This window comes from Trichocoleus desertorum ATA4-8-CV12 (assembly GCA_019358975.1).
Classification (GTDB): domain Bacteria; phylum Cyanobacteriota; class Cyanobacteriia; order FACHB-46; family FACHB-46; genus Trichocoleus; species Trichocoleus desertorum_A.
On sequence record JAHHIL010000048.1, the window covers coordinates 21,433 to 44,745 of the forward strand.

At 48.2% G+C, this 23,313-nt stretch carries 26 protein-coding genes and 1 tRNA gene; 18 read left to right on the forward strand and 9 right to left on the reverse strand.

Annotation, left to right across the window (positions count from 1 at the left end; translation table 11 throughout):
* Nucleotides 1-1,224 (reverse strand): formate-dependent phosphoribosylglycinamide formyltransferase, encoded by a 1,224-nt coding sequence (gene purT / locus KME12_22635; protein ID MBW4490585.1) that lies wholly within the window; start codon nt 1,222-1,224, stop codon nt 1-3.
* A gap of 696 nt (nt 1,225-1,920) precedes the next feature.
* On the opposite strand from purT, the gene pilM reads away from it, so the two are divergent.
* From pilM to KME12_22670, 7 genes are all read left to right on the forward strand, one after another.
* Nucleotides 1,921-3,030, forward strand: a complete 1,110-nt coding sequence (gene pilM, locus KME12_22640; GenBank protein ID MBW4490586.1) for a type IV pilus assembly protein PilM — start codon at nt 1,921-1,923, stop codon at nt 3,028-3,030.
* Between the two features lie 4 nt (nt 3,031-3,034).
* A complete protein-coding gene (locus KME12_22645; protein ID MBW4490587.1) occupies nt 3,035-3,820 on the forward strand; it encodes a PilN domain-containing protein in 786 nt (261 codons plus the stop codon).
* A complete protein-coding gene (locus tag KME12_22650; GenBank protein MBW4490588.1) occupies nt 3,817-4,557 on the forward strand; it encodes a pilus assembly protein in 741 nt (246 codons plus the stop codon). The genes KME12_22645 and KME12_22650 overlap by 4 nt, the downstream gene beginning before the upstream one ends.
* A gap of 114 nt (nt 4,558-4,671) precedes the next feature.
* Complete coding sequence (locus KME12_22655) at nt 4,672-6,813, forward strand: AMIN domain-containing protein (GenBank protein MBW4490589.1); 2,142 nt, start codon at nt 4,672-4,674, stop codon at nt 6,811-6,813.
* A 343-nt stretch (nt 6,814-7,156) separates the two neighbouring features.
* Nucleotides 7,157-7,441 carry an HU family DNA-binding protein gene (locus KME12_22660; protein ID MBW4490590.1) on the forward strand — a complete coding sequence of 95 codons (285 nt, stop codon included), beginning with the start codon at nt 7,157-7,159 and terminating at the stop codon, nt 7,439-7,441.
* A gap of 26 nt (nt 7,442-7,467) precedes the next feature.
* Nucleotides 7,468-8,547 carry a threonine-phosphate decarboxylase CobD gene (cobD, locus tag KME12_22665; GenBank protein ID MBW4490591.1) on the forward strand — a complete coding sequence of 360 codons (1,080 nt, stop codon included), beginning with the start codon at nt 7,468-7,470 and terminating at the stop codon, nt 8,545-8,547.
* Between the two features lie 65 nt (nt 8,548-8,612).
* Nucleotides 8,613-10,076 carry an NAD(P)/FAD-dependent oxidoreductase gene (locus KME12_22670; protein ID MBW4490592.1) on the forward strand — a complete coding sequence of 488 codons (1,464 nt, stop codon included), beginning with the start codon at nt 8,613-8,615 and terminating at the stop codon, nt 10,074-10,076.
* A 36-nt stretch (nt 10,077-10,112) separates the two neighbouring features.
* Here KME12_22670 and KME12_22675 read toward each other — a convergent pair whose 3' ends face one another.
* The 3 genes from KME12_22675 to KME12_22685 all read right to left on the reverse strand — a co-directional run bounded on the left by KME12_22675 (nt 10,113) and on the right by KME12_22685 (nt 11,856).
* Nucleotides 10,113-10,712 (reverse strand): dCTP deaminase, encoded by a 600-nt coding sequence (locus tag KME12_22675; protein ID MBW4490593.1) that lies wholly within the window; start codon nt 10,710-10,712, stop codon nt 10,113-10,115.
* A 126-nt stretch (nt 10,713-10,838) separates the two neighbouring features.
* The gene (locus tag KME12_22680; GenBank protein MBW4490594.1) at nt 10,839-11,420 is read right to left on the reverse strand and encodes a P-loop NTPase family protein; all 582 of its coding nucleotides are present in this window, start codon (nt 11,418-11,420) and stop codon (nt 10,839-10,841) included.
* A 232-nt stretch (nt 11,421-11,652) separates the two neighbouring features.
* A complete protein-coding gene (locus KME12_22685) occupies nt 11,653-11,856 on the reverse strand; it encodes a hypothetical protein (protein MBW4490595.1) in 204 nt (67 codons plus the stop codon).
* Between the two features lie 280 nt (nt 11,857-12,136).
* On the opposite strand from KME12_22685, the gene KME12_22690 reads away from it, so the two are divergent.
* The 5 genes from KME12_22690 to KME12_22710 all read left to right on the forward strand — a co-directional run bounded on the left by KME12_22690 (nt 12,137) and on the right by KME12_22710 (nt 15,904).
* A complete protein-coding gene (locus tag KME12_22690) occupies nt 12,137-12,277 on the forward strand; it encodes a hypothetical protein (protein ID MBW4490596.1) in 141 nt (46 codons plus the stop codon).
* A 311-nt stretch (nt 12,278-12,588) separates the two neighbouring features.
* Nucleotides 12,589-13,281: a hypothetical protein gene (locus tag KME12_22695; GenBank protein ID MBW4490597.1), complete on the forward strand. Its 693-nt coding sequence runs from the start codon at nt 12,589-12,591 to the stop codon at nt 13,279-13,281.
* A 12-nt stretch (nt 13,282-13,293) separates the two neighbouring features.
* Nucleotides 13,294-13,938, forward strand: a complete 645-nt coding sequence (locus KME12_22700; protein MBW4490598.1) for a hypothetical protein — start codon at nt 13,294-13,296, stop codon at nt 13,936-13,938.
* Nucleotides 13,935-14,162, forward strand: a complete 228-nt coding sequence (locus KME12_22705) for a hypothetical protein (GenBank protein MBW4490599.1) — start codon at nt 13,935-13,937, stop codon at nt 14,160-14,162. Before KME12_22700 ends, KME12_22705 begins: the two co-directional genes overlap by 4 nt.
* Complete coding sequence (locus KME12_22710; GenBank protein MBW4490600.1) at nt 14,159-15,904, forward strand: DUF2326 domain-containing protein; 1,746 nt, start codon at nt 14,159-14,161, stop codon at nt 15,902-15,904. Before KME12_22705 ends, KME12_22710 begins: the two co-directional genes overlap by 4 nt.
* A 63-nt stretch (nt 15,905-15,967) precedes the next feature.
* Here KME12_22710 and KME12_22715 read toward each other — a convergent pair whose 3' ends face one another.
* From KME12_22715 to radC, 3 genes are all read right to left on the reverse strand, one after another.
* The gene (locus KME12_22715) at nt 15,968-16,300 is read right to left on the reverse strand and encodes a Uma2 family endonuclease (protein MBW4490601.1); all 333 of its coding nucleotides are present in this window, start codon (nt 16,298-16,300) and stop codon (nt 15,968-15,970) included.
* Between the two features lie 60 nt (nt 16,301-16,360).
* Nucleotides 16,361-16,432 (reverse strand) — tRNA-Val (locus KME12_22720).
* Between the two features lie 54 nt (nt 16,433-16,486).
* Nucleotides 16,487-17,218 carry a DNA repair protein RadC gene (gene radC, locus KME12_22725; protein ID MBW4490602.1) on the reverse strand — a complete coding sequence of 244 codons (732 nt, stop codon included), beginning with the start codon at nt 17,216-17,218 and terminating at the stop codon, nt 16,487-16,489.
* 298 nt (nt 17,219-17,516) lie between these two features.
* On the opposite strand from radC, the gene KME12_22730 reads away from it, so the two are divergent.
* Entirely contained in the window at nt 17,517-18,047 is a 531-nt protein-coding gene (locus KME12_22730; GenBank protein MBW4490603.1) for a nucleoside deaminase, read from the forward strand.
* A 144-nt stretch (nt 18,048-18,191) separates the two neighbouring features.
* Complete coding sequence (locus KME12_22735) at nt 18,192-18,344, forward strand: hypothetical protein (GenBank protein ID MBW4490604.1); 153 nt, start codon at nt 18,192-18,194, stop codon at nt 18,342-18,344.
* 16 nt (nt 18,345-18,360) lie between these two features.
* On the opposite strand, the gene KME12_22740 is transcribed toward KME12_22735, so the two are convergent.
* Nucleotides 18,361-19,299 carry a phosphoribulokinase gene (locus KME12_22740; GenBank protein MBW4490605.1) on the reverse strand — a complete coding sequence of 313 codons (939 nt, stop codon included), beginning with the start codon at nt 19,297-19,299 and terminating at the stop codon, nt 18,361-18,363.
* A gap of 264 nt (nt 19,300-19,563) precedes the next feature.
* Between KME12_22740 and KME12_22745 the strand changes: the two genes are divergently transcribed.
* Complete coding sequence (locus KME12_22745; protein ID MBW4490606.1) at nt 19,564-20,448, forward strand: M48 family metalloprotease; 885 nt, start codon at nt 19,564-19,566, stop codon at nt 20,446-20,448.
* A 270-nt stretch (nt 20,449-20,718) separates the two neighbouring features.
* Here the strand turns inward: KME12_22745 and KME12_22750 are convergent, their stop codons facing one another.
* Nucleotides 20,719-20,931 carry a hypothetical protein gene (locus KME12_22750; protein ID MBW4490607.1) on the reverse strand — a complete coding sequence of 71 codons (213 nt, stop codon included), beginning with the start codon at nt 20,929-20,931 and terminating at the stop codon, nt 20,719-20,721.
* Nucleotides 20,932-21,081: 150 nt separating this feature from the next.
* On the opposite strand from KME12_22750, the gene rbsK reads away from it, so the two are divergent.
* From rbsK to KME12_22765, 3 genes are all read left to right on the forward strand, one after another.
* Nucleotides 21,082-22,053 carry a ribokinase gene (rbsK, locus tag KME12_22755; GenBank protein ID MBW4490608.1) on the forward strand — a complete coding sequence of 324 codons (972 nt, stop codon included), beginning with the start codon at nt 21,082-21,084 and terminating at the stop codon, nt 22,051-22,053.
* Between the two features lie 141 nt (nt 22,054-22,194).
* The gene (locus KME12_22760; GenBank protein MBW4490609.1) at nt 22,195-22,575 is read left to right on the forward strand and encodes a sensory rhodopsin transducer; all 381 of its coding nucleotides are present in this window, start codon (nt 22,195-22,197) and stop codon (nt 22,573-22,575) included.
* Entirely contained in the window at nt 22,559-23,191 is a 633-nt protein-coding gene (locus KME12_22765; protein ID MBW4490610.1) for a CAP domain-containing protein, read from the forward strand. The genes KME12_22760 and KME12_22765 overlap by 17 nt, the downstream gene beginning before the upstream one ends.
* Nucleotides 23,192-23,313: the final 122 nt, after the last annotated feature.

Sequence of the window (23,313 nt, forward strand, 5' to 3'; positions counted from 1 at the left end):
CTACACCACAATTTTGACGGCAGCTGCACTAGCTTTGGCTCGTTCTCTAGCTTCGTCGGTTGTTGTCCCTAAAGCTAAAGCAACACCCATGCGTCGCTGGCGATGACACAAAGGCTTGCCAAAAATACGAATCTTGCTGGTAGGCACTTGTAAAGCGGTATCCACGCCGACGTAGCGAGGAGCATCACCTGCTTCGGACGCTAAAATCACGGCGGAAGCTCCTGGTCGAATCAGTTCAATTTCGCCAATCGGCAGTCCTGCGATCGCCCGGACATGCAGCTCAAACTCTGACATATTCTGGCTAATCATCGTCACCATACCTGTATCGTGGGGGCGAGGGCTGACTTCACTGAAATAAACCGTTTGCGCTCCCGCTGGATCACCTTGAATAAACAGCTCCACCCCAAAAAGGCCCCAGCCTCCTAGGGCTTCGGTAATTTGACGACCGATGGCATGACACTGCTCTAGTGTCTCTGGGTTCAACGGGCAAGGTTGCCAAGACTCTCGATAGTCGCCATCTACCTGAATGTGCCCAATGGGGGGACAAAAATGAGTGCCATCGACCGCGCGCACCGTCAGCAGTGTGATTTCGGTGTGGAACTCAACAAAGCCCTCCACAATGATGCGGCGATTTTGGGCTCTGCCTCCCGACTGGGCGTATTGCCAAGCGGCATCAATTTCAGCCTCAGTTCGGACAATACTTTGCCCCTTCCCCGAAGAACTCATGACAGGTTTGACGACACAAGGGAGCCCCAGTTCCGCGATCGCCTGCTGATATTCCGCCTCGCTATCTGCAAAACGATAAGGCGAAGTCTTTAATCTCAGCTCCTCAGCCGCTAACCGCCGAATGCCTTCACGATTCATGGTCAAGTTTGTGGCTCGTGCGGTGGGAATCACGCGCCAGCCTTCCTGCTCTAGCTCTACCAGGGTTGCAGTGGCGATCGCTTCCACTTCGGGCACAATCCAATCTGGCTTTTCCCGCTCAATTAAGTGCCGCAACTTCGCACCGTCTAGCATATCCACTTCATGCGATCGATGCGCTATCTGCATCGCGGGGGCATTGGCATAGAAATCAACCGCAATCACCTCCAGCCCCAACCGCATCGCCTCGATCGCCACTTCTTTGCCCAACTCTCCAGAGCCTAGCAGCATGAGGCGTCGCCCACTTGAGGTTAACGGGGTTCCCCAGGCTTGGCCTTCCTGGCGTGATGGCACAGCATTCATAATTTAACCGTCTGTATTTTTCTCTTTTTTATATATACTTTCAAGCAGCCCTTCTGCGGAGGTAGGTGCTCAGGAGTGACGCAACGCTTTTTCGCTTCCTACATAGCCAAAGAAGGACATTGTGTAGCTTGTCGGGAACAATTAACCCTAAGATAAGCGTCACACCAGTGATTTGCTAAAGGGGAAAACACCTATTTCGTCGATAGGTTACCCCAAATTTCGGGTGCGCTTGTTTGCAGTATGAATCCTTCCTCACCGTAGCGGATTACCTCAATTTTTGAAGAGGTGTACGCAATTTTCACAATTGTGTGTAATATCGCTGGTAAGTTGAGTTGGATTGAGATCAACAGGAGAGAGTTGCCCCTTCGCTCAGTTCCCCAAAAACAAACTTTTTGGCAAGTTCAAATTGAGCTTATTGGGGATAAAAAGCTAGAAACATTAGGAAAGGAAAACAACTGTTTTCTTCCCTTTGTCAAATAGTATTGCTTTAGCTGATGTTTTCTGCCGAAGACACAAGCCGCAATCTATTGGCAGCTCGCTTTTTGTTGATGATATTTTTTAAGGTTTGTATCCTTCTAAGCAGCATGGTAATTCTGCAATAAATTAGTTACCATACATCGGCATCCATCTCACTGTAGCCATTGTCTCTGGCCTCACCTAACTAACTAAACTGATACGACTGAGTGGATAAATGCTGTGGTTAACACATTGAAAGGTCTATTTTCAAAGCGTACGAAAGGGGTTGGTATAGAGATCACCCCCGAACGAGTTAATATTGCCCAAGTGCGAAAGCAGGGACAGGCATTCAAATTAGTCACTCTGTCTTCTGTAGAGGTGCCAGAGGGAATATTTCAGGAGGGCCAAATTGCGGACCCGACTGCAATGGCTGGCTTGATTCAATCTGCCTTGGCTGAAAACAAAATTAAAGTCAAGCGGGCAGCGACAGCGATCCCATCACGGGAAGCGGTAACTCGCCTGATTCCCGTCCCGGCTGAATTAGATGACCGGGAGCTGCGGGAAATGGTCTTGAATCAAGAGGCGGGTCTTTATTTGACCTTTCCTAGAGAAGAGGCTGATGTCGATTACCAAAAGCTCGGCTTCTTTGTAGATGAGGATGGCATTGAAAAGGTTCAAGTTTTGCTCGTCGCCACACGCAAGGAAGTTACAGATACTTATATCAGTACGTTTGAGCAAGCAGGGTTGCAACTGGACGTTTTAGAAACTAGCAGCTTCGCCTTGATTCGGACGATTCGAGAGCAACTGCGGCAATTTGCCCCTCAAGAGGCAGTAGCGATCGCTGACGTTCAGTTTGAAAGTACAGAAATTTCCATCGTGGTAGATGGGGTTCCCCAATTCTCTCGCACCGTTCCCATTGGAACTTTTCAGATTCAAAGTGCTTTAAGTCGGGCCATGAACCTACCCCCTAGTCGCAATACTGATTTGCTTCAAGGTATGACGATTCCAATTACTCCCACCGATACTATTGGTGGCACGACTAAAATGGGGGGTACCAATCCAGGTACGGCTGCCATGCTGAGAGTTCTAGGAGAACTAGCAGACGAGCTACGTCGTTCCATCGATTTCTATCTCAACCAAGGTGAAAACTTGGAAGTGGCGCAGCTCCTCTTGGCAGGCCCAGGAGGTGGGATTGGTCAGCTAGATGAATTCTTCACTCAACGACTCAGTTTGCCTGCAAGTCAGGTTGACCCAATTGCAGCGCTTTCATTAGAGGTTGAACAAGAAATTCCCCTGGTTCAACGACCTGGATTAGGGGTAGTGCTAGGTCTAGGATTGCGGGAGATCTGAACCAATGTATAGTCTCGACGTTAATTTTCTCAATGACCGACCGGAATATCGACCGGATGTAAAGGGTGGGCCTGCTCGTCCTAAAGCCACGCCTGGTAGCATGGCACCCTTATTTCTAGGGGTCGCAGCGGGTGTTTTTCTTCCTGTTGCCATGGTGGTTCTGTGGCTAGTGCTACAAAACAGAAATGCAGAGCTAGTGACGCGGATTGATACCTTGAATGCGCAACTAGGTGAATTGCAAAAAGCGGATGAGAAGGTAGCTGCCATTAATACCCAGGCAAGCCAAATTAAGGCTGAAACCGATGCGTTGGCAACAGTTTTTAATCAAATCAAGCCTTGGTCTGCTATGTTGCAGGATATTCGCGATCGCGTTCCGGTGGGGGTACAGGTAAGCACCATTCAAGAAACTGATGCTCCTGCTGCTACCCCTCAGAATCCCAGCCCTGCGCCCAAGGTAGAAATCTCAGGCGTTGCCCGTTCTTTTAACGATGTCAATGACTTCTTACTCACTTTACAGAAGTCGCCTTTCCTGAAATCTACTGAAACGCAGTTGGTAGGTGCTGACTTAAGAGATAACCCGACTCAAATTGAGGTTCGCCAAGACCCCACACCTCAAACCACTACTCCTGATGTCCAAGTGAAGTTGCCACAAGTGGTGTCTTATAAAATTCAAACGAGCTTGAGCGATGTTCCTGCCTCTGATTTGCTGAGAGAGCTAGATCGCAAAGGGGCCGTAGGGCTGGTTACTCGCATCAGAACGCTTCAACAGAAAGGAGTCATTCAACCATGACTATCAGTGGAGATTTTGTCCCTTCCGATGGCAGAGACTTTGGCTCCGAGCCTGCCTATCCTACAATCTTTGGGGTCGCCTTAACTCCTACAGTCAGTGGGGCTCTGGTGGCTGTCTTAGGCATTGGAGCCGCTGCCTATCTACTGCTTAACCAAGTGCAGCCAGCTTGGGAGCAGAACCAGAGCCTCCAAGCTGAAGTGGAGCAAAAAGAGACTCAAATTCAGCAACGAGGAAATATCCAGAAAAAAATTGATGCAGCTAACAAGAACCTAGAACAAACACAACAACGCCGCACAGAGGTTTATGCTTTGTTCGCGGATGAAAGGACATTAGATACGTTGCTGCTTGATCTCAATCGCTTAGTTAATGCTAGACAGGCAAAGTTAAGTAGCTTCACTCCTTCTCAAGAGCCAGCCACTGTGATCAGTGACGGTTCTTTGGGAGCAGCGGTGAATGGCAAACTGAAGCGGAAAGAGATCACCGTCAACTTGGAAGGCAGCTACGAACAAACTCAGTCAATTATGCGGAGTGTGGAGCGTTTACAACCGCTCCTACTAGTCAAGAGTTTCAACTCTCAACTAGATCAGTCAACGCAGAAAATTACTGTAGATCGCCGAGGCCGCTTGATTCCGGTTGGACGCCCTGAAACTACCTTAAAAACATCCTTTAAGTTGCAGGCACTACTGCCACTGAGTCCGCAGGAAGCAGCAGCAGCGACACCATCACCTGCGAAGTAACGTGAATGGCTTTTGAGTGTGGAGCCGAAATAGGTTGAGATTTCCATTTTTTGAGAGGAGGGAACTGTGAAACATCATCTCGGATTGAGCAGTCTATACATTGGTGGAGCCGTCATGGTAATGGCTGCTCAGCCTGTATGGGCTGCTCCAGCAACGCAAGTGACTGGTGTAAAGGTGAATCCCACCAGTGGTGGGGTAGAGGTTGTACTGGAGACGCGCAATGGAGCCCGTCCTCAGGTTTTTACCGTCAGTCGCGGCAATAGTTGGGTGGCCGATGTTATTAATACCCAACTGCGCTTGCCACAAAGTGAAAGTTTTCGCCAAGACAATCCTGCTCCTGGCATTAGCTCTGTCGTAGTACTGCCACTAGATACCAACAGTGTGCGAGTGATTGTGGCAGGCCAAGGAGCGGCTCCCGCAGGCCAGGTAGCACAGCGCGATCGCGGTGGTTTGCTTTTCAGCCTTACCCGTCCGGCGGGAAGTGAAACAGCTCAAGCAACTCCTGCCCCTACGGCCCAGCCTGGTACAGCCACCCAAGCAGCCCCAGCTCCAGTTCCCCCAGCTCCTGCCGAGGATGTTCTAGTTCCTAATCCCAGAATTACAGTGGATGGGGTACCTGTACAGCCGCAGAGCCCGAACGTAGCTCCGCCTTTCTTGCCTAGAGCAGTCGCTCCTCCAGTAGGAGATATTGTAGTTTCCAATGTAGATGCGGCGGCATCAGCAATTGATTTAGGCAGTGCTGAGCGGGTTCCTCGACTCGTGTTAAGAGATGCGCCAGTTCGGGAAGTCCTATCTCTATTAGCTCGTGCCGCAGGACTCAATTTGGCTTTCAGTGCTGAAGGGGGTGGGCAACAGCAGGGTCAGCAAGCCCCAGCTCAGCCAGGAGCAGCAGGAGCAGGTGGGCCAACTATCTCGCTAGATATTGAGAATGAGCCTGTGCAGAATGTATTTAACTACGTGCTGCGCCTGAGCAACTTAGAAGCGAACCGAGTCGGACAAACCATTTTCGTGGCTCCCCGGTTGCCCAATACAGCTAGAGATGTGGTTGTTCGCACGTTCCGGATGAATCAAGTCAGCGCGGAGCAAGCGTCTGGCTTTTTAGTCAGTATGGGTGCAGAAAGTGCAGTTACAGTTACTCAACCCGTAACGACGGTTAATGCGATCCCTGTTCAAGGGGCTGAGGGTGCGCCACCGATTACGCAAACTAGCACCACGAATCAGACGGTCGTAAACACGTTGCGGATTGATACCGAAGACTCAACTCCTTTGCTCAGAGGTTTGCAAGTCTTAGTAGATACTCGCCTTAACTCTATAACCCTGGTAGGTCCTAGAAATCTGATTGAGGTGGCATCGGCCCAGTTAGTGCAACTCGACCTACGGCGTCGCCAAGTAGCCGTAAACGTCAAAATCATTGACGTAAACTTGCTTAAAGAAGAAAGGTTTGGCTCAAGTTTCTCGTTTGGGATTGACCAAAGCCGAGCAATCAATGCAGGTGGAATTGGGGTTGTGAACTTTGGTAGTACAAGCCCAGTCACAGCAGGTAGCCTAACTAATGCAACTGTAGGGGCTGGGCCCACTAGCTTTGGTGGACCACTTGCCTTCAACTTCGCTAGGCAGTTTTTGCTTCAGCTGCAGGCATCTATTGCTAATAATAATGCCAAGATTTTGACTGATCCAACGTTGGTAGTGCAAGAGGGGCAACAAGCAACTGTTAACCTCACCCAGCAAGTTATTGGAGATGTTGAAACCACCATTTCCACTAGCACTCCTCCTGTGGTAACTACAGAAATTACCAAAGAAGATACAGGTCTCATCCTGACGGTTAATGTTGAACGAATTGATGATAACGGCTTTGTGACGCTGTCAGTTGCTCCTCAGGTGATTGCCTTATCAGGCATACAACGTGTTACACTGCCTGGATCAGGAGGGCAGGATATTGCTTTGCTATCGGAGCGATCGCTCACCTCTGGAACCATTCGAATGCGAGATGGACAGACTTTGATTCTGTCGGGTATTATTCAGGACCAGGACAGAGCCAACGCTCAAAAAATTCCTATCTTAGGTGATTTGCCCCTTATTGGTGCTTTGTTTAGAAGTACTACAAGATCCAATACTAGAGCTGAAGTGATCGTGCTGCTGACACCGCAGATCTTGGATGACTCCGATCGCTCTACTGTTGGTTATAACTACACACCAAGCCCTGATGTGCGTCAGATTCTAGAGCGAGGCACCACCAGCAATCCTGACAAAAACTAGTTCAGGAGCAAATAGCCTTTGTATTCAGGAAGTCTAGATCCTGCGATGCTGACGAACTATTTTTAGCGATCAATCCCCCTATTCATCCCTGGATAGGGGATTTTTTTGCGAAAAAAGTTTTCAAATTTGGGTTAAATTGCCTAAAAAATCCTGAAATCTATATATCTTAAAGGTTTCGACGATCCATATGGCGCGAGTACACCTTAGAATAAGGCATTGAAAATTCGAGTCTGTGGGACTTCCAGCCATTTTGGGCTGAGTTCCCCTCGAAGGTTCACTCCACAATCTCGACTGGAGATTCAAACAGCAATATCTACCTTCTTAAAAAAGGAGATTCATACGCATGAATAAAGGTGAATTAGTTGACGCGATCGCCGATAAGGCGAGTGTGACCAAAAAGCAAGCAGATGCAGTCTTGACGGCGGCCCTGGAAACTATTGTTGACGCAGTTTCCAATGGCGACAAAGTCACGCTGGTCGGCTTTGGCTCTTTTGAGTCACGGGAGCGCAAAGCTCGTGAGGGACGCAATCCCAAGACGGGTGACAAAATGGAAATCCCTGCCACCAAAGTCCCTGCTTTCTCAGCAGGTAAGTTATTTAAGGAGAAGGTCTCGCCCCCGGAAAAATAGCTACTTTTCATTAGCGAGGCTGCTCTTTGAGCCGTCCAATTCACGGGGGGAATTTAGCTTGGGCAGCGGCGCTGGCAGGCTGTCCCCCTGCGGCTATTCTTGATTTTTCTGCCAGTATTAATCCTTTAGGCCCACCTACGTCTGCGATCGCGGCGATTCAGACTCACTTATCCGAGCTGACAGCCTATCCTGATCCAGACTACGGTCAACTCCGATCTGTTCTTAGCCAGGCTCATAGCTTACCTATGGATTGGCTTTTGCCAGGGAATGGCTCGGCTGAATTGTTGACCTGGGCTTGTTGGGATTTATCCAAGCTGGAGGTGACTGGCTTAGTTACCCCCGCGTTTAGCGACTATTCGCGGGCACTAAAAGCATTTGACAGTTCTGTGCTTGAGTGCCCTTTCGACAATTTTGGTTGGCCGATTTTGGATGTTGGCTTGGTGCTTGAAACCCTAACATCCAAAATTTCACCTCAAAACAGTGGCTTGTTGCTGAACAATCCTCATAATCCGACCGGACAGCTATTTTCTAGAGAGAGTATTCTGCCTTACTTAGAGCAGTTTGCTTTGGTGGTAGTGGATGAAGCCTTTATGGATTTCTTGCCGCCAGAGCAGCAGCAAAGCTTGAGCGATGTAGTGCAGGACTACCCAAACTTAGTAATCTTACGATCGCTGACTAAGTTCTACAGTTTGCCTGGTTTACGTTTGGGATATGCGATCGCCCATCCCGACCGTTTGCAGCGCTGGCAACAATGTCGTGACCCCTGGCCTGTGAATGTGCTAGCAGCAGGAGCCGCAGTCGCAGTGATGCAGGATGTCGCATTTCAAGCGCAAACTTGGGCCTGGTTGCCAACGGCGCGATCGCAACTGTATCAAGGTTTGGCTCAGTTGCCAGGGCTGCAACCTTACTTGGGTGCTGCCAACTTTTTATTAGTCAAGTCGGAGCAGTCTAGTGTGGAGCTACAAAAGCGGCTGCTGCTGCGTCATCAAATTTTGATTCGGGATTGTCTCAGCTTCCCGGAATTGGGCGATCGCTATTTTCGGGTTGCCGTACGCTCCGAGGCAGAAAATCAGCGATTAATCGCAGGGTTGGCTGAGATTCTTTAAGAGGTTGCTGGAGGGCTTAGCCAACCTAATAACCGATTCAAATAACCTGGTGAACGACTAAAAGCATGTCAGTTGAATACGACTTGGTAGTAATTGGTGGCACCCCTGCGGGCGGCTATGCAGCGAGGATGGCTGCCGAGTTGAAAGCGCGTGTGGCTTGGGTTGTGCCAGAAACGTGGGGGGAGGCAGATTCAGAGCCATCAGAGATTACCCATTATGCCCTGGCTCATTTGGGTCAGATGTCGCAACAGGTTTACCAAAGCCAATTCTTTTTGTCAGGGCAGGCAACTGATGCAGGAGCTTTAACCCTGGCTGGGCACTGGCCGATTATGGGGCAGTGGATACAGCGAGTTGCGGCTAACTGGGAAGAACAAACATCTCCCACTGTGCTGTCAGCGCTGGGAGTTGAAGTGATTTTCAGTGCAGGACAATTTTGTCGTCGGCCTCGGTTTGCTTTTAGTGTCAGCGATCGCTTGCTTCGAGCCCGTTCGTATCTATTGGCTTTAGAGAGTGGCCCAGTTGTGCCAGAGATTGCGGGGTTGAGCAGTACTGGATTTCTCTCTGTGGCTCAAGTCGGTGGGTGGTTCGCCAACCAAACCTTGCCGAAATCGGTGGTGATTTTAGGGGGTGATCCAACCGGGATTGCTCTGGCTCAAGCTTTGGTGCGGCTGAATGCTCAGGTGACGTTGGTGGTAGAGAGCGATCGCATTTTGCCCCACGAAGATGCAGAAGTGGCGTTTTTACTGCAAGCCCAGTTGGAAGCCACAGGAGTTCGCATTTTAACCGATACGCCTGTAACTCAGGTGCGGCAAATTGAGCAGCAAAAATGGGTGCAGGTGGGAAACCAGGCGATCGCTGCCGACGAAATTGTGCTGGCAATGGGGCAACAACCGCAGGTGGAGTCTCTTAATTTAGAAGCGGCAGGAGTGCAATGGTCAGCGCAGGGAGTTCGGTGCAACCAAAAATTACAAACCACAAATTCTAGAGTATATGTCTGTGGCAACCCGATCGCAGGTAATGTGTTGCCTCATGTCGCGCAATATGAAGCGGCGATCGCCCTCAAAAATGCGCTCTTTTTTCCGCGTTACAGAGCCAACTATCAAGGGATTCCTCTGACGTTGGCTACTGCTCCAGCCTTGGCGCGAGTGGGCTTGACAGAGCAAGCAGCTAGACAACGCTATGGTAAACAGGTATTGGTTCTACGGCAAGACTTTAAAGCCTTAGCGAAGGCGCAGATTCGGGGAGAAATCACCGGATTGTGTAAGGTGGTGGTGCATCGCAATGGCTCGATTTTGGGAGCCCATATCTTAGGGCCAGAGGCTAGTGAGTTGATGGCTGTGATGGCTCTAGCTATGCGGCAGCAGCTCAAGATTGAGGCGATCGCTGATTTAACGACTGCCTCCCCCACCTTTGCTGAAATCCTAAGCCAAACAGCCGTAGAATGGCAGCTACACCGCTTTAAGCACAACTCAATGTGGCAAAACTTTTTGGAAGCTTGGTTAAATTTCCGGCGATCGTGGTCTTCCTAGCGCCAAGTTAGCCGATGTTGCCAAGTCAGCCGAGTTTTAGACTCGCGCCAGTGTCACGGCTTCTGGTTGGTCTTGATATTTACCCCGGCGAGTTTCGTAACTAACCGCGCAGGGCTCACCTTCTAGAAATAGGAGTTGCACCACGCCTTCATTGGCGTAAATGCGGCAGTCAGCGCTAGAAGAGTTAGAAAACTCTAGAGTGAGGTGCCCGCGCCAGCCCGCCTCAGCAGGTGTGAGGTTGGCAATGATTCCTGCTCTGGCGTAGGTTGACTTGCCGATGCAAATAACTGTGGCATTGGTAGGAACTTCCAGCCTCTCTAGCGCGACTCCCAAGGCGTAAGAGTGGGCTGGAAGCACGAAATAGCTACCATTGCTGTCTGTGTGCAGCTTAGTCGGCTCTAAATTTTCTGGGTTGAAGTTCTTCGGATCTATCACAGTGCCGGGAATATGACGGAAAATACGAAACTCGGCAGGTGATAGGCGAATGTCATAGCCGTAGCTTGATAAGCCATAACTAATGACAGGTCGAATTGCTAAGTTGGCATCACCGGAAACTTCCCGAACCAACTGTGGCTCAAACGGCACGATCATGCCTTTTGCCGCCATTGCTGTAATCCATGTATCGTTCTTAATCATCCCGCTTCCCCAAACTCCGAATCCCATGTTTCCCAAAGCAGAGTTAAATTACACCCATAACTGTCACCAGGGCAATATTTCGTGCTAATTCGTGATGTCTAGCTGATCACCATGAGCCTGATTCGGCTAAGGTTGATGGCTGCGACGAAGCTCTGTGATTTGATCGGCAACGTCTAAGATCGCTTGCGGCATTTCTGGCCCAGTCAAAATCACATCTACATGGCTAGGCCGCTTCTGTAAAAAAGCCAGCACTTCTGTTTCTGCAATCAAGTCAAAGTTAATCGCCAAACTCAATTCATCTAAGACGACCAAATCATACTTGCCTTGCATCACCACGGCTTGTGTGTGGTGCCACAAATCTAGAAGCGATCGCATTTCTGTCTCATCTAGATGAGGGGTGTCGATGCAACGGGGCAAATCGCAGCGAATCCAATCCAGATTTTGCCCTAGCCGTACTGGATGATCGTAGCCTTGCCCAATTCCGCCTTTGAGAAACTGCACTACTAAGACTGATGTGCCTTGCCCTGCGATTCTGAGTGCTTGCGCCATCACACTGGTGAAGAAGCTGCGATGCGAACAAGTAAAAACCTGTACCAATCCTTCGATCGCGTGAGGGAAGCGACGACTGACCTCTACAGCAGTTCGACGTTCTCCAACACCTTGCGTTTTGAGGGAATTTAGGGCTGGGGTTTCAATTTGGGAAACCATAAGGCATGTCACGATCCAGTCAGGGCTTTAAATCGAGCAAGTTAGGCAGTAGATGCAGAGCAGAATGCGAAATATAGCGTGTATTGCTTCCGATACCCATCATCAAACACTAGATGTGTGAGTACGTCAATGGTTGTCTAGAAGCCGTATCTCTATTACGCCAAGTCTAAGCCTAGAAAACATCTAGAGCAGGGCAGAACTAAGGAAGCTTAACAATGAACTCTCGTCAGTCTCAACTTTGTCTTAGCTCCCGCACAATGTCTTGAGCGAGATTTTTAGACCAGAGGGAATCGAAGGGACAAAGGATCTGGCGGTTTTCTGGAGAGAGCCAAACTAGCGCGTCTTCTACGTCGGCTATGCGGTAATTTTCATTGAGCAGGATGCAGGTGAGCAAGCGATGTACGGTGGTTGCTTGTTCGTCAGTGAGCACAATCATGGCTTGGCTCCTCTGTCAGCTTTCGCCAGGATAACCAGGGCTTTATTAATATCTCGAACTTTAATGCCACGCAGAGCGGTGAGGAGCGATCGCAACAAGGCGACCTCATCAGCAGAGAGTGTGACCATTGGTACAGCCTCAATATAATTGAGCTGATTCTATCCGCATAGCCGCATATACGCAATAGAGAATGGGAAAATCTGGTTTGTACGTTTGCGCTTCTACAAAGCGAGTGAGTCCCAAAAAAAGACCAGAATTGAGAATATATCTAGACTCTGACTTGGATAAGCTGGTGAAAACGATCGCCACAATTCGGGATGAGTCAATCAGTGCAGTTGTAGCGGAAGCGCTAGAGTTATGGCTGCAACAGTCTCAACAACAAGAAATTATTGAGAAGCATCGATTGGATGAGTTGGATTAAGGCTAAGCAATCTAATTGCGTTAGTAGCGATCGGGAGTATGTCACCTTTGCGAGCGAGTATTTGTACTCGTAGCTTGAAATGCTCTATTTACAAGAATTCAGCTACCTCGTTGCACTAACACTCAAGTTATGCACCTTCCAAAGTGACATGCACCCGTAGCGATCGCCGCTGAAGCAGGGTTAGAAGCAGCAGACGAGCCGATCACATAAACCTTCAACTAATACACTCAGATTGTTACTGGTATGTTATAACCGACTCAGTATTTTGCAACTACAAATTATTCACTTATTCTGTTATTCAAAAATAGTTTATGCTTCCTTCAGCCTTAAACTCAAGATTGAAACAGCTAGAGGATAACATCACGCAAGTTTTAAAGCTGCTGAGCGAGTATGAAGAAGAATTAATTGATGAGGACGATCCTGGTAGAAAGAGAAAATATCGTCGTCGCGTTGAAAGTTTGAAACAACAGAAAATCAATTATGAAGAAGAGTTTGTAGAATTACAAGCTCAGTTAACAGTAGAACACTCATCTCAAACTCGAACCATTGTCTATCAATTACAAGAAATTGATAATAAAATTGACTTACTTCTAGACAGCCAAGCTTCTCTTAGTCAAGCATTAATGCTGCACTTTAGTCCTCAAGAACAGGAATTACTTCTTCCTATCACACAGCAACTAGATAAATCTGAGTTGATAGAGATGAAAGCTTTTCTAGAAGCTGTAGATACTAACCAAGCTTCTGAAGAAGAGGTGCAGTTGATTTTAAGTGAGACTCGGCAGCTATTGAAGGAACTACAAAAACGTAATCTTGCATTACCGACGAACAATGAAGCTGTTTCTGAAATAATTAACTCTCCCACAATTGATGCGAAGCATGCATTGAAAATTTCAATTCCAGTCATTCCATTTATTCTCGCCTATGAGGGAGAAATAGGGCTAGGAACTGGGATTAATCTTAAAAAAGCTTGGCAGCACTGCAAATCGAAATTCTATAAGAGATAGGTAGGTTGCTCTGTGAATTGGCGGCAGCAGCGTCGGCAAGACCTCGAACAGCAAATGCTGAGTATTATTAAATTGCTTGGGCAAATTGAGCAAAGGCTTATCTATGAAGAAGATCCACAGACTATTGCAAAATTAAAAGCTCAAATCAACGAACTAAAAATCCAAAGAGATGATTGTCAAATTGATTTAGACTCTTCAGGTGATGAACAAGAAAGACAAAGAAAGTTAGCTGTTAGAATGGCAGATATCACTTTTGAAGATCTAAATTTCGTAATTACTGCCTTTTTAAGACAACGAGTAGTCGCTATTGAAGATCAAAATACTTCTCTACCTACCAAGCCGGAAGAAAAAATGTCAAAAAATGGCTTAACTTCTGGCATAAAGTTGTTGTTGGACACAGGGCTCGCAAAAACAAGCGAAGTAAGGCATCTAATTGAAAATAATGCAAAGATTAACTTTCCTGATGTACCAGAGCGACTAAAATCAGCACTAAATTCTGAGTATTTTAGACTTATAGAAGAGGGTATTCGCGGTGATGATTTATTCATGCGCTTGCATGAGTTCTCAAGCTGTAACAACTCTGACTTTAGATGGCAACTAGCAGGCTTAGCAGTCTTGTGCTACTTTTTCGAAACTTGTGATGTCTTTGAGCCATGATTTTACCTACTAAGCACATCTCAACTCGAAACTCATTATTAGGAGTTGGTGCTACAATTGTAGAACACTTGAACTATCCTCGGACGGTAACTTCCCTCTGGAGTGATCTCTCTAAGGTTCCAGAGGTCGCTACATTTGAGCGATTTGTTCTAGCCCTTGACCTTTTATATATGATTGGAGCAATTGAGCTAGAAGAAGGGTTGCTCCACAAGCGTCATCAATGATTAACGCTGTCTTTGCTAATAAAGCTTCATTTAAAGCTATTGAGTTTACACCTGGCTTTAACGTAATTCTTGCTGATCGTACAGAGACCTCTGGTGCTAGAGATTCACGTAATGGACTTGGAAAATCAACTTTAATTGAAATCATCCACTTTTGCTTGGGTTCAAGTCCGCGAAAAGGTACAGGACTTAGAGTGTCAGCTCTGAGAGGGTGGGCTTTCAGTCTAAACCTAACTTTAGCAAATCAAGAAGTGGTTGTTACTCGAAGTGTTGATGAACCTTCCACTGTGACTATTCATGGAGACACTAGTACCTGGATCATTCAGCCAAGAACTGAGAAAAATGAAAAGTTTTTCAGAATAGAAGATTGGAAAAAAGTTCTCGGTGCATTGGTCTTTGGCTTACCAATAGATGAAGAGAGACAATTTGCGCCTAATTTTCGTAGCTTAATTTCCTACTTCATTCGCCCTGAGAAAGATGCGTTTTCTACTCCTTTTGAATACTTCAGAAAACAACCAGAGTGGCAAAAGCAAGTTTTTAATACCTTTTTATTAGGTCTTGCTTGGGAGGATGCAAGTGATTGGCAAGGAATCAAAGAGCAAGAAAAGCTTCTTGATAGCCTTAAGAAATTGAAAAATACTAATCAAACTGGCGTCGCAACAAAGATTCTTGGTTCTTTAGGTGAGTTAGAAGCCACTAGAGTTAGAGTTGAACAACAGCTTCAGAGAAGGCGTGAAGAACTTAATAACTTTCGCGTACATCCTCAATATGCTGATCTACAGCAAGAAGCAGATCTTCTAACTGCCGAGATTCATGAAATTACTAACGAAAACATATTTAATCGTCAAATACTAACTTTTTATCAATCAAGCCTTGAACAGGAAAGTGAACCATCTCAAAGCGACGTAGCTCGGCTATATGAGAGTGCTGGCGTTGAGCTTCCTAGTTTAGTAATTCGTCGTTTGGAAGAAGTAGAAAATTTTCATCATCAAATCGTTGAAAACCGACGTGAGTTTCTTTCAGCCGAAGTTAAGCGTCTTAGACGGACTATTACAGATTTTGATAAAATTATCAGGGAAAAAACTAACCAACGTGCCTCTAGACTTGAAGTACTGCAAACTCATGGTGCATTGGAGGAGTATACAAGGCTCCAAGAGTTATATTTAGAGACTCGATCTAGTCTAAATGATATCAATCAGCGTATTGATGAACTGCGAAAGGTCGAAGAAGGAAAAAGTTCATTACGAATAGAAAGAGAGTTATTGAAGCAGAGAGCACTTCGAGATCTCGAAGAACGTCATGCTCAAGCTGAACGAGCAATCACACTATTTAATGCAAACTCACAAGCCCTTTACGATGCTCCAGGAACTCTTGCAATTAATGTAGGTTCAAGTGGCTTTCAATTTAATGTTGAGATTGAAAGAGATCGTAGTGAAGGCATCGGAAAGATGAAAATTTTTTGCTATGATTTGATGCTTGCACAGCTATGGTCACAACGTGATCCATCACCAAATGTTCTCATCCATGACAGTACGATCTTTGATGGAGTAGATGAACGGCAAGTAGCTTTAGCTCTTGAATTAGCTGCTAGAGAATCAGAACGGCTTGGGTTCAAATATATTTGTACTCTTAACTCAGATATGGTTCCTTCAGCAGAATTCTCGCCTGAATTCAACTTTGATTCTTTTGTGAGACTAAGACTCACTGATGATGAAGGGGGAAACTTGCTTGGAATCAGTTTCTAATGATGTAAACAGTTCAGTTAGTGAAAGACAGGTTATTAGCGATCGCGCCTTCTTCTTAAACTATTACTGTGCCGCCAAAACCTGAGCAACCGTTAGCTTCAAAGCAGGAAATGTCGGAGATTGGATGATAGATTCATCCGTAAAGATTGCCTCATCATAACGACCTTCATTCAACTGGCAGGTCGTTACTTTTGCCTCTAGCGGATCAACAATCCAATACTCAGGAATTTCTAAAACACTATACTCGCTGTACTTAGCCCGATAATCTGCCGATTTGGTAGACTCACTCACCACTTCCACAACCAACAACGGAGGGGGTTCACTCAAGTTAATCACAGCCTCTCGATCGGCCATTGCTTCCCATTGAGCGATCGCTAAAACTGTGACATCAGGAATTCTAGACGTATCCCAACGCCCGCCACGAGGTGCTTGTTTTTCAACATCAGCCTTTCAAAATGGGCGATACTGGTTTCGAACCAGTGACCTCTTCCGTGTGAAGGAAGCGCGCTACCACTGTGCTAATCGCCCGTGAACTCCTAATTTACCACAGGCAGGGAGCAGGAACAATTAGCGAAGTGAGAATTAAGCGCCTTGGGGGTATTCATCCCACAGTGCGGTGGTCTGGCGCAAGCTGCGGTGATCGCCATTGCCAATAATGAGGTGGTCTAGCAAGGGAATCGCTAAGAACTGTGCTCCCATCAGCAATTGGCGAGTTAAGGCGATATCTTCCGTGCTAGGTTCGGTGCTGCCCGAAGGATGGTTATGAGCCACAATCACGCGAGTTGCGCCTTGGCGAATCACTTCGCGAAAAATATCTCTGGGGTGAGCTAAAGTTTCGGTTGCAGTGCCGATGGTGATCACTTGTGTCCCCAGTAAGCGATGCTTCACATCGAGGAGGATCACGGCAAAGCGTTCTTGGTTCTGCCACATTAAGTCGTGGCTCAGAGCAGCGGCGGCAGATTCAGGACTATCGATCACAGTGCGCTCTCCAGGTCTAGATTGAAATGTTCGCTTCCCTAACTCGATCGCCGCCAAAATCGTGGTTGCCTTGGCTGGCCCAATACCAGAAATTTTGGTTAAATCCAGCGCATTCACATCGCGCAGCACTTCCAGCGGGTCGCGTTGGTGCTGGCTGAGTTCTTGCAGAATATATTGGCCCAAGCCGATCGCTGATAGTTTTCCTGGCCCCTGACCTGTCCCTAGCAAAATGGCGAGTAACTCAGCTGTAGCTAACCCTTTAGCCCCTTGCATCAAGAGTCGCTCCCGTGGGCGTTCATTGGTCGGTAGATCAGCAACCCTGAGGCAGTAGGTCATAGAAATGTACGCATCACTCAACCATCGTCTTTTCAGTTATCCCGATTCAGGCCGCTCAATTGACACAAAGGACAGTGGAGCGTTGAAAGTAGATTGAATGCTAGTTAATCGCTACCTCTCTTGATCCTTTTCCAGTCTGTCTATCGGCCTTAAGGCTGAGCCTGCTCTGTCTAGGAACTTCCGCCTGGAGACCGAAGACCTTCGACTGGAACTAGGGTTGAGTATAAAGGAGAGCGATCGCTGATTTAATCGCCCCTGTTTATCTCTACTTTTTTAACAACGACTTAGGAGCCTGTTAGTGACCACCCAATATTCCATGCCGCCAGAGGAGCTGAAGTCAGCCAACCTGCACACTCCTACGGATCTGGATGAGCAAATGATCGATAAGGTCTTGGAAGAAGCCAACCGAGCGATTGACCAAGGTAAGGCAGGCGTCGGAGCCTTGATTTTATGGCGTGGCGAAATCTTGGCTTTAGGACACAACACGTTTGAAGAAACAGGCGACATGACCGCTCATGGTGAGATGACGGTGCTACGTCAAGCGGCTAGACGTTTGAGCCAGATGAGCGCAGAGGAGAAAGCAGATCTCAGCATCTACGTCACCTTAGAACCTTGCTTGATGTGCTTGTCAGCTATTTCGTTTGTGGGCATTAAGCGCGTGGTCTATTCGGCCTTAGCGGAGGATGCCAATGAGGAGCAATGGGTAGCGCGTGGCATCAGTCTTGATAAGCTCAACTCTTCCCTGGTCAGGGGGCCGTTAGAGTTGGTAGCTGGAGTTAAACGGGAAGCTGGTAAAGCGATTTTGGCCCGAATGCACAAACGCTCGTGAGGCTAAGTTGCTTCCACTTCGGGCATCAGATCCGGGCATAAGAGAGAAAACGTAACAAGAATTTTGTAACTTACGCAATCTGGCTCAAGCCACATCTGGTAAATTTGGGCATGCTAGGACAAGAAGCGATCGGGAGCTTTTAGCATGTCTATCGTGCCCAATAGTATTAGCCGCAAGGAACTACTCAAGCTGTGGGTTGATACTCTCTCTGGTTTGACCCCAGAACAAAAAGATATTGTGTTGGATGCCTTTACTCAACTCCATCGAGTTGCAGCTTTTGAGCACCAGCTAACTTGATGGAGTTGTTGGCGGATTAATACCCCTGAGCCGCTACTAACATGTGGTAGGCAACTAACAACTGAGTCAGCGCTAAGGGGTTACTTTGTAACATTTCTCCCGTTGTCCCTGCAATCTTGCCCAACTCAGGGTTGATTTCGCGATCGCAGAAATGCCCCATTTGCGGCATTTCGTTACACAGAATTGTTTCTAGATCGTGGACCTGTTCCTGCGTAGCTTGTCCTGCTACCTCTAAGACATCCACTGGTTTGCCCATATCGCGATCGAGTCCTAGGCTAACGGCAGGCATAGGATCGGGACTGCGTTGGTTCAAGATCTGGCTAAATTCTGGGTGCGGAATGGTGGGTCTGAGGACGAGACGGACGTTTAGATGTGAGTTGGTTTCCTCTGAAGTCGTCTCTGGCGGATAGAAGCTAACCACCACGTCAGCCCATTGCCGTTGGGGTCGGATAAACTCCTCGGAGTCTGGCTCTCTTTTTTCTAGTTCAGCCAGGACTTGGTCTTTGCTATAGCCTCGCTTGAGTGTGTCCCGCTTTACCTTCCACTGTGTCCGCAGAGGCTCTGGCGGCGCTAGATAAACTTTGACATCGTAGCAATCACGAGCTTCGCGGGTTGAGTAGCCCAGCAACCCTTCCACTACAACATAGCGGCTCGGTTTGATGTAGACAGGAGCTTCGAAGGTGCCTGTTTTGTGGCTATAAATCGGCTTCAGGATCGGTTGGCCTGAGCGCAGTAGAGCGAGGTGCTGCTGCATGATGTCGAGATGGTTGCAGTCAGGATGTAGCGCCGTAATGCCCATCTCAGCTCGCTGGCGGCGATCGTAACGGTGGTAGTCATCGGTACAAATGACCGTGACATTCTCTGGGCCTAGAACCTGAGCAATTCCTTTGGTCAAGGTGGTTTTTCCGGCGGCACTATCTCCCACAATGCCAAGGATGATCGGACGTTCTGACATGGTTCCTCCCAGATAAGAGCCGCCTGTGCAGTTGCTCGAAATTGGTCTCATTGTAGGCAGGAATACCAGGGGAAGCAATGTGACGTAGTTCAAATACAAGTTTGGGGCATTAACTTGAGGGTCAGATTCAAGAGTTGACCAACTCAGTACCGTACTGTCGGAAGAGTCGATTTTCTTTCAGCCGATAGAGACTAGAAGAGATAAAAGTTTGTCACTTTAAGAACAAGACTTCAGTAATTTCTTTAAAGCGATTGGTAAAAACCTATGTTTGGGGCGAATCAAATCAAGACGGCATCTCTTTTGGGTTTGCTGAGTGGGCTGATTGTTTTAGGTGCTTATTATCTAGTGGGTAATGAGCAAGGGCTGTTTTTAGGGTTGGGGATTGCTGCCTTTACCAGTTTTAGCTCTTGGTATTACTCAGATAAGGCCGCCTTGGCTGCGTACCAAGCACAGCCCTTAGCCCGTGAGGAAGCTCCAGAACTTTATGACATGGTGGCTTCGTTGAGCGATCGCGCTGACATTCCGATGCCAAAGTTGTTTCTAGTGCCGACCGAATCGCCCAATGCGTTTGCCACAGGTCGTGACCCAGAGCACTCGGCGATCGCGGTGACTCAAGGCATTGTTAACTTGCTCTCTCGCGAAGAACTCGAAGGAGTGATTGCCCACGAGCTGACTCATGTCCGTAACCGAGACACGCTGACTCAAGCGGTAGCAGGTACTTTGGCGGGGGCGATTACCTTTCTCGGTCGCATCCTCACCTTTGGTGCTTTGTACGGCCCTGTGACTCGTGACACTCGTCGGGGTGGTAACCCGTTTGCCATTTTATTTTTGATTATCTTGGCTCCCTTGGCCGCAGGTTTAATTCAGTTCGCTATTTCTCGGACTAGAGAATTTGCCGCAGACCAAGGCTCAGCCGAGATCACTGGTAACCCTGCTGCGTTAGCCAGCGCCCTAGAGAAGCTGGAAGAGATGGGTCTTCGCATTCCCATGAATGGCAATCCTGCTCTATCTCCCTTGCTTATTATCAATCCACTCTCAGCTCAAGGGTTACAGTCTCTTTTTCGCACTCACCCACCTACCGAGGAGCGAATCAAGCGCTTGCTAGAACTAGCCCAACAAAAGCAAGCCGTGACTCCAGCCTTGGTTTAGCCGTCTGCGCAGGAGCTTGATATCAAATTCTGCAAACCCTAAAAGCAAACTTGCAAAGTCAACAAAAAAACCACCGTCTTTAAGCAAGCGGTGGTTTTTTGTTGGTCTGTTGCACTTTTCGAACTCGCTTAAGTGGCTAACCTACCCTTAGATAGATAACCATATAGCAGCTGCAAAGATAATTTTTTATTAAATTTAGAGAGAGACAATTAGAAAAGTGCTTTCTAATTTCTAACTAGAGCGATCGCGTCCCTAAACCATCTAAACGATTTAAGGCAGTGATTGTGAGGAGTCGCTAGGATTAACCTCCGGGGGAAAGACAAATAGCTCTTTGCCCGCGAGCAAAGCTCTACGGTGCAGTGCGATCGCCTCTGCCAAACGACAAAACATAATTGGAATCCATCTGCCACTGTAAAAGTAGACAACGACTTCATGGGTTGTGTACTCTGCCAACGGGAGTGGACTTCGCCAAGGCGAAATCACCCTAACATCACCTCCAAAGCAATCATGCTTAAATTTTGAGCTGAAGAAATAATTTCTGTCGCCCACCGTAAGTATTAAGTTTTAAGTTTCTGGAATAAACGGATAGCGATCGCTGCTTCAGAGTTAATGGTTTAGCAGGATAGAGCAGCCATGACACAGACAGCAGCTTGGGACATTGTGGTAGTGGGTAGCGCCAATAGTGATTACTTGATTCGCGGCCCCAAACTGCCACAACCCGGAGAAACGATTCAAGGAGAAACATTTCTAGCGGCACCTGGCGGAAAAGGTGCTAACCAAGCAGTTGCGGTGGCTCGTTTAGGTGCTCGTGTTGCCTTTGTCGCTCGCATTGGTCAAGATGAGCGAGGCCAAACCTTAATTGCAAATCTGCAAGCCCAAGGGGTTGATACTCGTTATTTAATTCAAGATCCGCACGCTGCCACTGGAGTGGCGCTGATTATGGTGGGGCAGGGGGGTGAAAAACAGATTCTGACTGCTCCCGGTGCAAACCATCAGCTAGGAATTGCAGATATTGAGGCCGCCCAAGCCGCGATCGCCTCGACGAAAGTGGTTTTGGCTCAACTGGAATCGCCTTTAGCCATAGTGCAGGCAGCGTTTCAGCTGGCTCGTGAAGCAGGGGCTCGGACAGTCCTCGATCCTGCTCCGGCTGTGCCTCTCTCTGATGAGCTTCTGCAACTGATTGATCTGATTCGCCCCAACTCCTCAGAAGCAGAGGTGATCACGGGGGTGAAAGTCACAGACCCAGATTCTGCTCGTCAGGCAGCTGCCATTCTACTTCAGCGAGGCCTAGGAGCAGTGGCAGTGCAAGCGGGGGATGCGGGTAATTTGTTGATTTGGCCAGAGGGAGAATGTTGGTTGCCCAAGGTGCCTGTGCAGAGTATTGATGCCACAGGAGCAGGAGATGCTTTTGCTGCGGCGATCGCGGTGGCTCTAGCCGAAAATCGGCCTTGGTCAGAGGCAGGGCGGTTTGCTAATGCCGCAGCGGCGATCGCCACGACAGGCTTTGGGGCACAAACGGCCTTACCCACTAGGGCAGCAATTATGAATTTGCTAGCGACGAACCCAGCTTCATCTCCTGTTCAATCTCCTTCTGGAGATAGGTGAGCTGAAACGAGAACCTCGACAAATTTGAAGGTAGACGTATGGTGCCCACTCCTGCCCAAGCTGGGAGTCACTTTAGAGCAGGGGCATGGCTTGGAGTGAGACCGTAAACCGTTTCTCAAAGAACTATTTCTAGAAGAACTAATGAGTAACCTGCTTGGACACACAGAATGGGTGATCGCTGAGGGCTACATTCCAGCCTATGGCAACGGGCCTGAGCCTCAATTTACCAGCCATGAAACTGCTTGCATCCTCAACACCACCGACCAGGATGCGCATGTAGAAATCATGATTTATTTCAGCGATCGCAAACCTGTAGGGCCTTACCGGGTGACAGTTCCTGCTCAGCGCACCCATCATATGCGCTTTAACGACCTTACCGATCCAGCCCCAATTCCTCTAGATACGGATTACGCCAGCGTGTTTGAGTCTGATGTGCCAATTGTGGTGCAGCATACGCGGCTAGACTCTCGACAAGCTGAGAACGCCCTCATGAGTACGGTCGCCTATGCCAGTGGTCGCTAAGCCATTCCTTTCTCGTCTAAGGTGCTTTAACCCTGTTTGGTTACTGGGTGGGGCGATCGCGCTGAGCTTAATGGGCTGTGAATCACTCACTCAGGTTTTTCCTGACCTGCCAGTCCCCTCTAGCTTCCCGATCCAGTTGCCTAATCCCTCCTCCGCTTCTCCGTCTGCGGCTCCATCTCCTGCGGCTTCCTCGGCGGCGATCGCGGAGATGGAAACAATGGTGCAACAGCGCATCAACGAAATTCGGCAAGAGCAGGGATTAAGACCACTCCAAAATAATGACCGTCTGGCTCAGGTGGCTCGCGATTACAGCCGTCTCATGGCAGAGAAAAACTTTTTCAGCCACACTGGACCCGATGGTCGTAACGTGGGCCAACGAGTGCAAGCAGCGGGCATTGTGTATTGGATTGTGGGTGAAAACTTGTTTAAAAGCGTCAATATCCCTAATCCTGGCCCGATTGCGGTCCAAGGTTGGATGGAAAGCCCTGGACATCGAGAAAACATCCTTAACGCCAGATATAGCGAGACAGGCGTGGGAGTTTGGCGACAGGGCAACAGCTACTACTTCACCCAACTGTTTTTGCGTCCACCCAGCCTACCCGCATTATTTGATTGATCCACTCCCACGGCTAAAGCGCGTGGGATTCGGGACTCAGGCAAAGATTGCAGGCTGAGCCTGACTGACATCTCCTAATCCCCAGGTTGAGATCCCAACCTGTTTGATATTCACAGCGGCGT

Coding starts and splice junctions, on each gene's coding strand:
- KME12_22765 (MBW4490610.1), top strand. CDS start 22,559: ATGCCAGTGGTCGCTAAGCCATTCCTTTCTCGTCTAAGGTGCTTTAAC.
- KME12_22650 (MBW4490588.1), top strand. CDS start 3,817: ATGACTATCAGTGGAGATTTTGTCCCTTCCGATGGCAGAGACTTTGGC.
- KME12_22705 (MBW4490599.1), top strand. CDS start 13,935: ATGATTTTACCTACTAAGCACATCTCAACTCGAAACTCATTATTAGGA.
- KME12_22760 (MBW4490609.1), top strand. CDS start 22,195: ATGAGTAACCTGCTTGGACACACAGAATGGGTGATCGCTGAGGGCTAC.
- KME12_22740 (MBW4490605.1), bottom strand. CDS start 19,299: ATGTCAGAACGTCCGATCATCCTTGGCATTGTGGGAGATAGTGCCGCC.
- KME12_22655 (MBW4490589.1), top strand. CDS start 4,672: ATGGTAATGGCTGCTCAGCCTGTATGGGCTGCTCCAGCAACGCAAGTG.
- purT (MBW4490585.1), bottom strand. CDS start 1,224: ATGAATGCTGTGCCATCACGCCAGGAAGGCCAAGCCTGGGGAACCCCG.
- KME12_22645 (MBW4490587.1), top strand. CDS start 3,035: ATGTATAGTCTCGACGTTAATTTTCTCAATGACCGACCGGAATATCGA.
- radC (MBW4490602.1), bottom strand. CDS start 17,218: ATGACCTACTGCCTCAGGGTTGCTGATCTACCGACCAATGAACGCCCA.
- KME12_22685 (MBW4490595.1), bottom strand. CDS start 11,856: ATGATTGTGCTCACTGACGAACAAGCAACCACCGTACATCGCTTGCTC.
- KME12_22695 (MBW4490597.1), top strand. CDS start 12,589: ATGCTTCCTTCAGCCTTAAACTCAAGATTGAAACAGCTAGAGGATAAC.
- KME12_22670 (MBW4490592.1), top strand. CDS start 8,613: ATGTCAGTTGAATACGACTTGGTAGTAATTGGTGGCACCCCTGCGGGC.
- KME12_22680 (MBW4490594.1), bottom strand. CDS start 11,420: ATGGTTTCCCAAATTGAAACCCCAGCCCTAAATTCCCTCAAAACGCAA.
- KME12_22735 (MBW4490604.1), top strand. CDS start 18,192: ATGTCTATCGTGCCCAATAGTATTAGCCGCAAGGAACTACTCAAGCTG.
- rbsK (MBW4490608.1), top strand. CDS start 21,082: ATGACACAGACAGCAGCTTGGGACATTGTGGTAGTGGGTAGCGCCAAT.
- KME12_22675 (MBW4490593.1), bottom strand. CDS start 10,712: ATGATTAAGAACGATACATGGATTACAGCAATGGCGGCAAAAGGCATG.
- KME12_22660 (MBW4490590.1), top strand. CDS start 7,157: ATGAATAAAGGTGAATTAGTTGACGCGATCGCCGATAAGGCGAGTGTG.
- KME12_22710 (MBW4490600.1), top strand. CDS start 14,159: ATGATTAACGCTGTCTTTGCTAATAAAGCTTCATTTAAAGCTATTGAG.
- KME12_22745 (MBW4490606.1), top strand. CDS start 19,564: ATGTTTGGGGCGAATCAAATCAAGACGGCATCTCTTTTGGGTTTGCTG.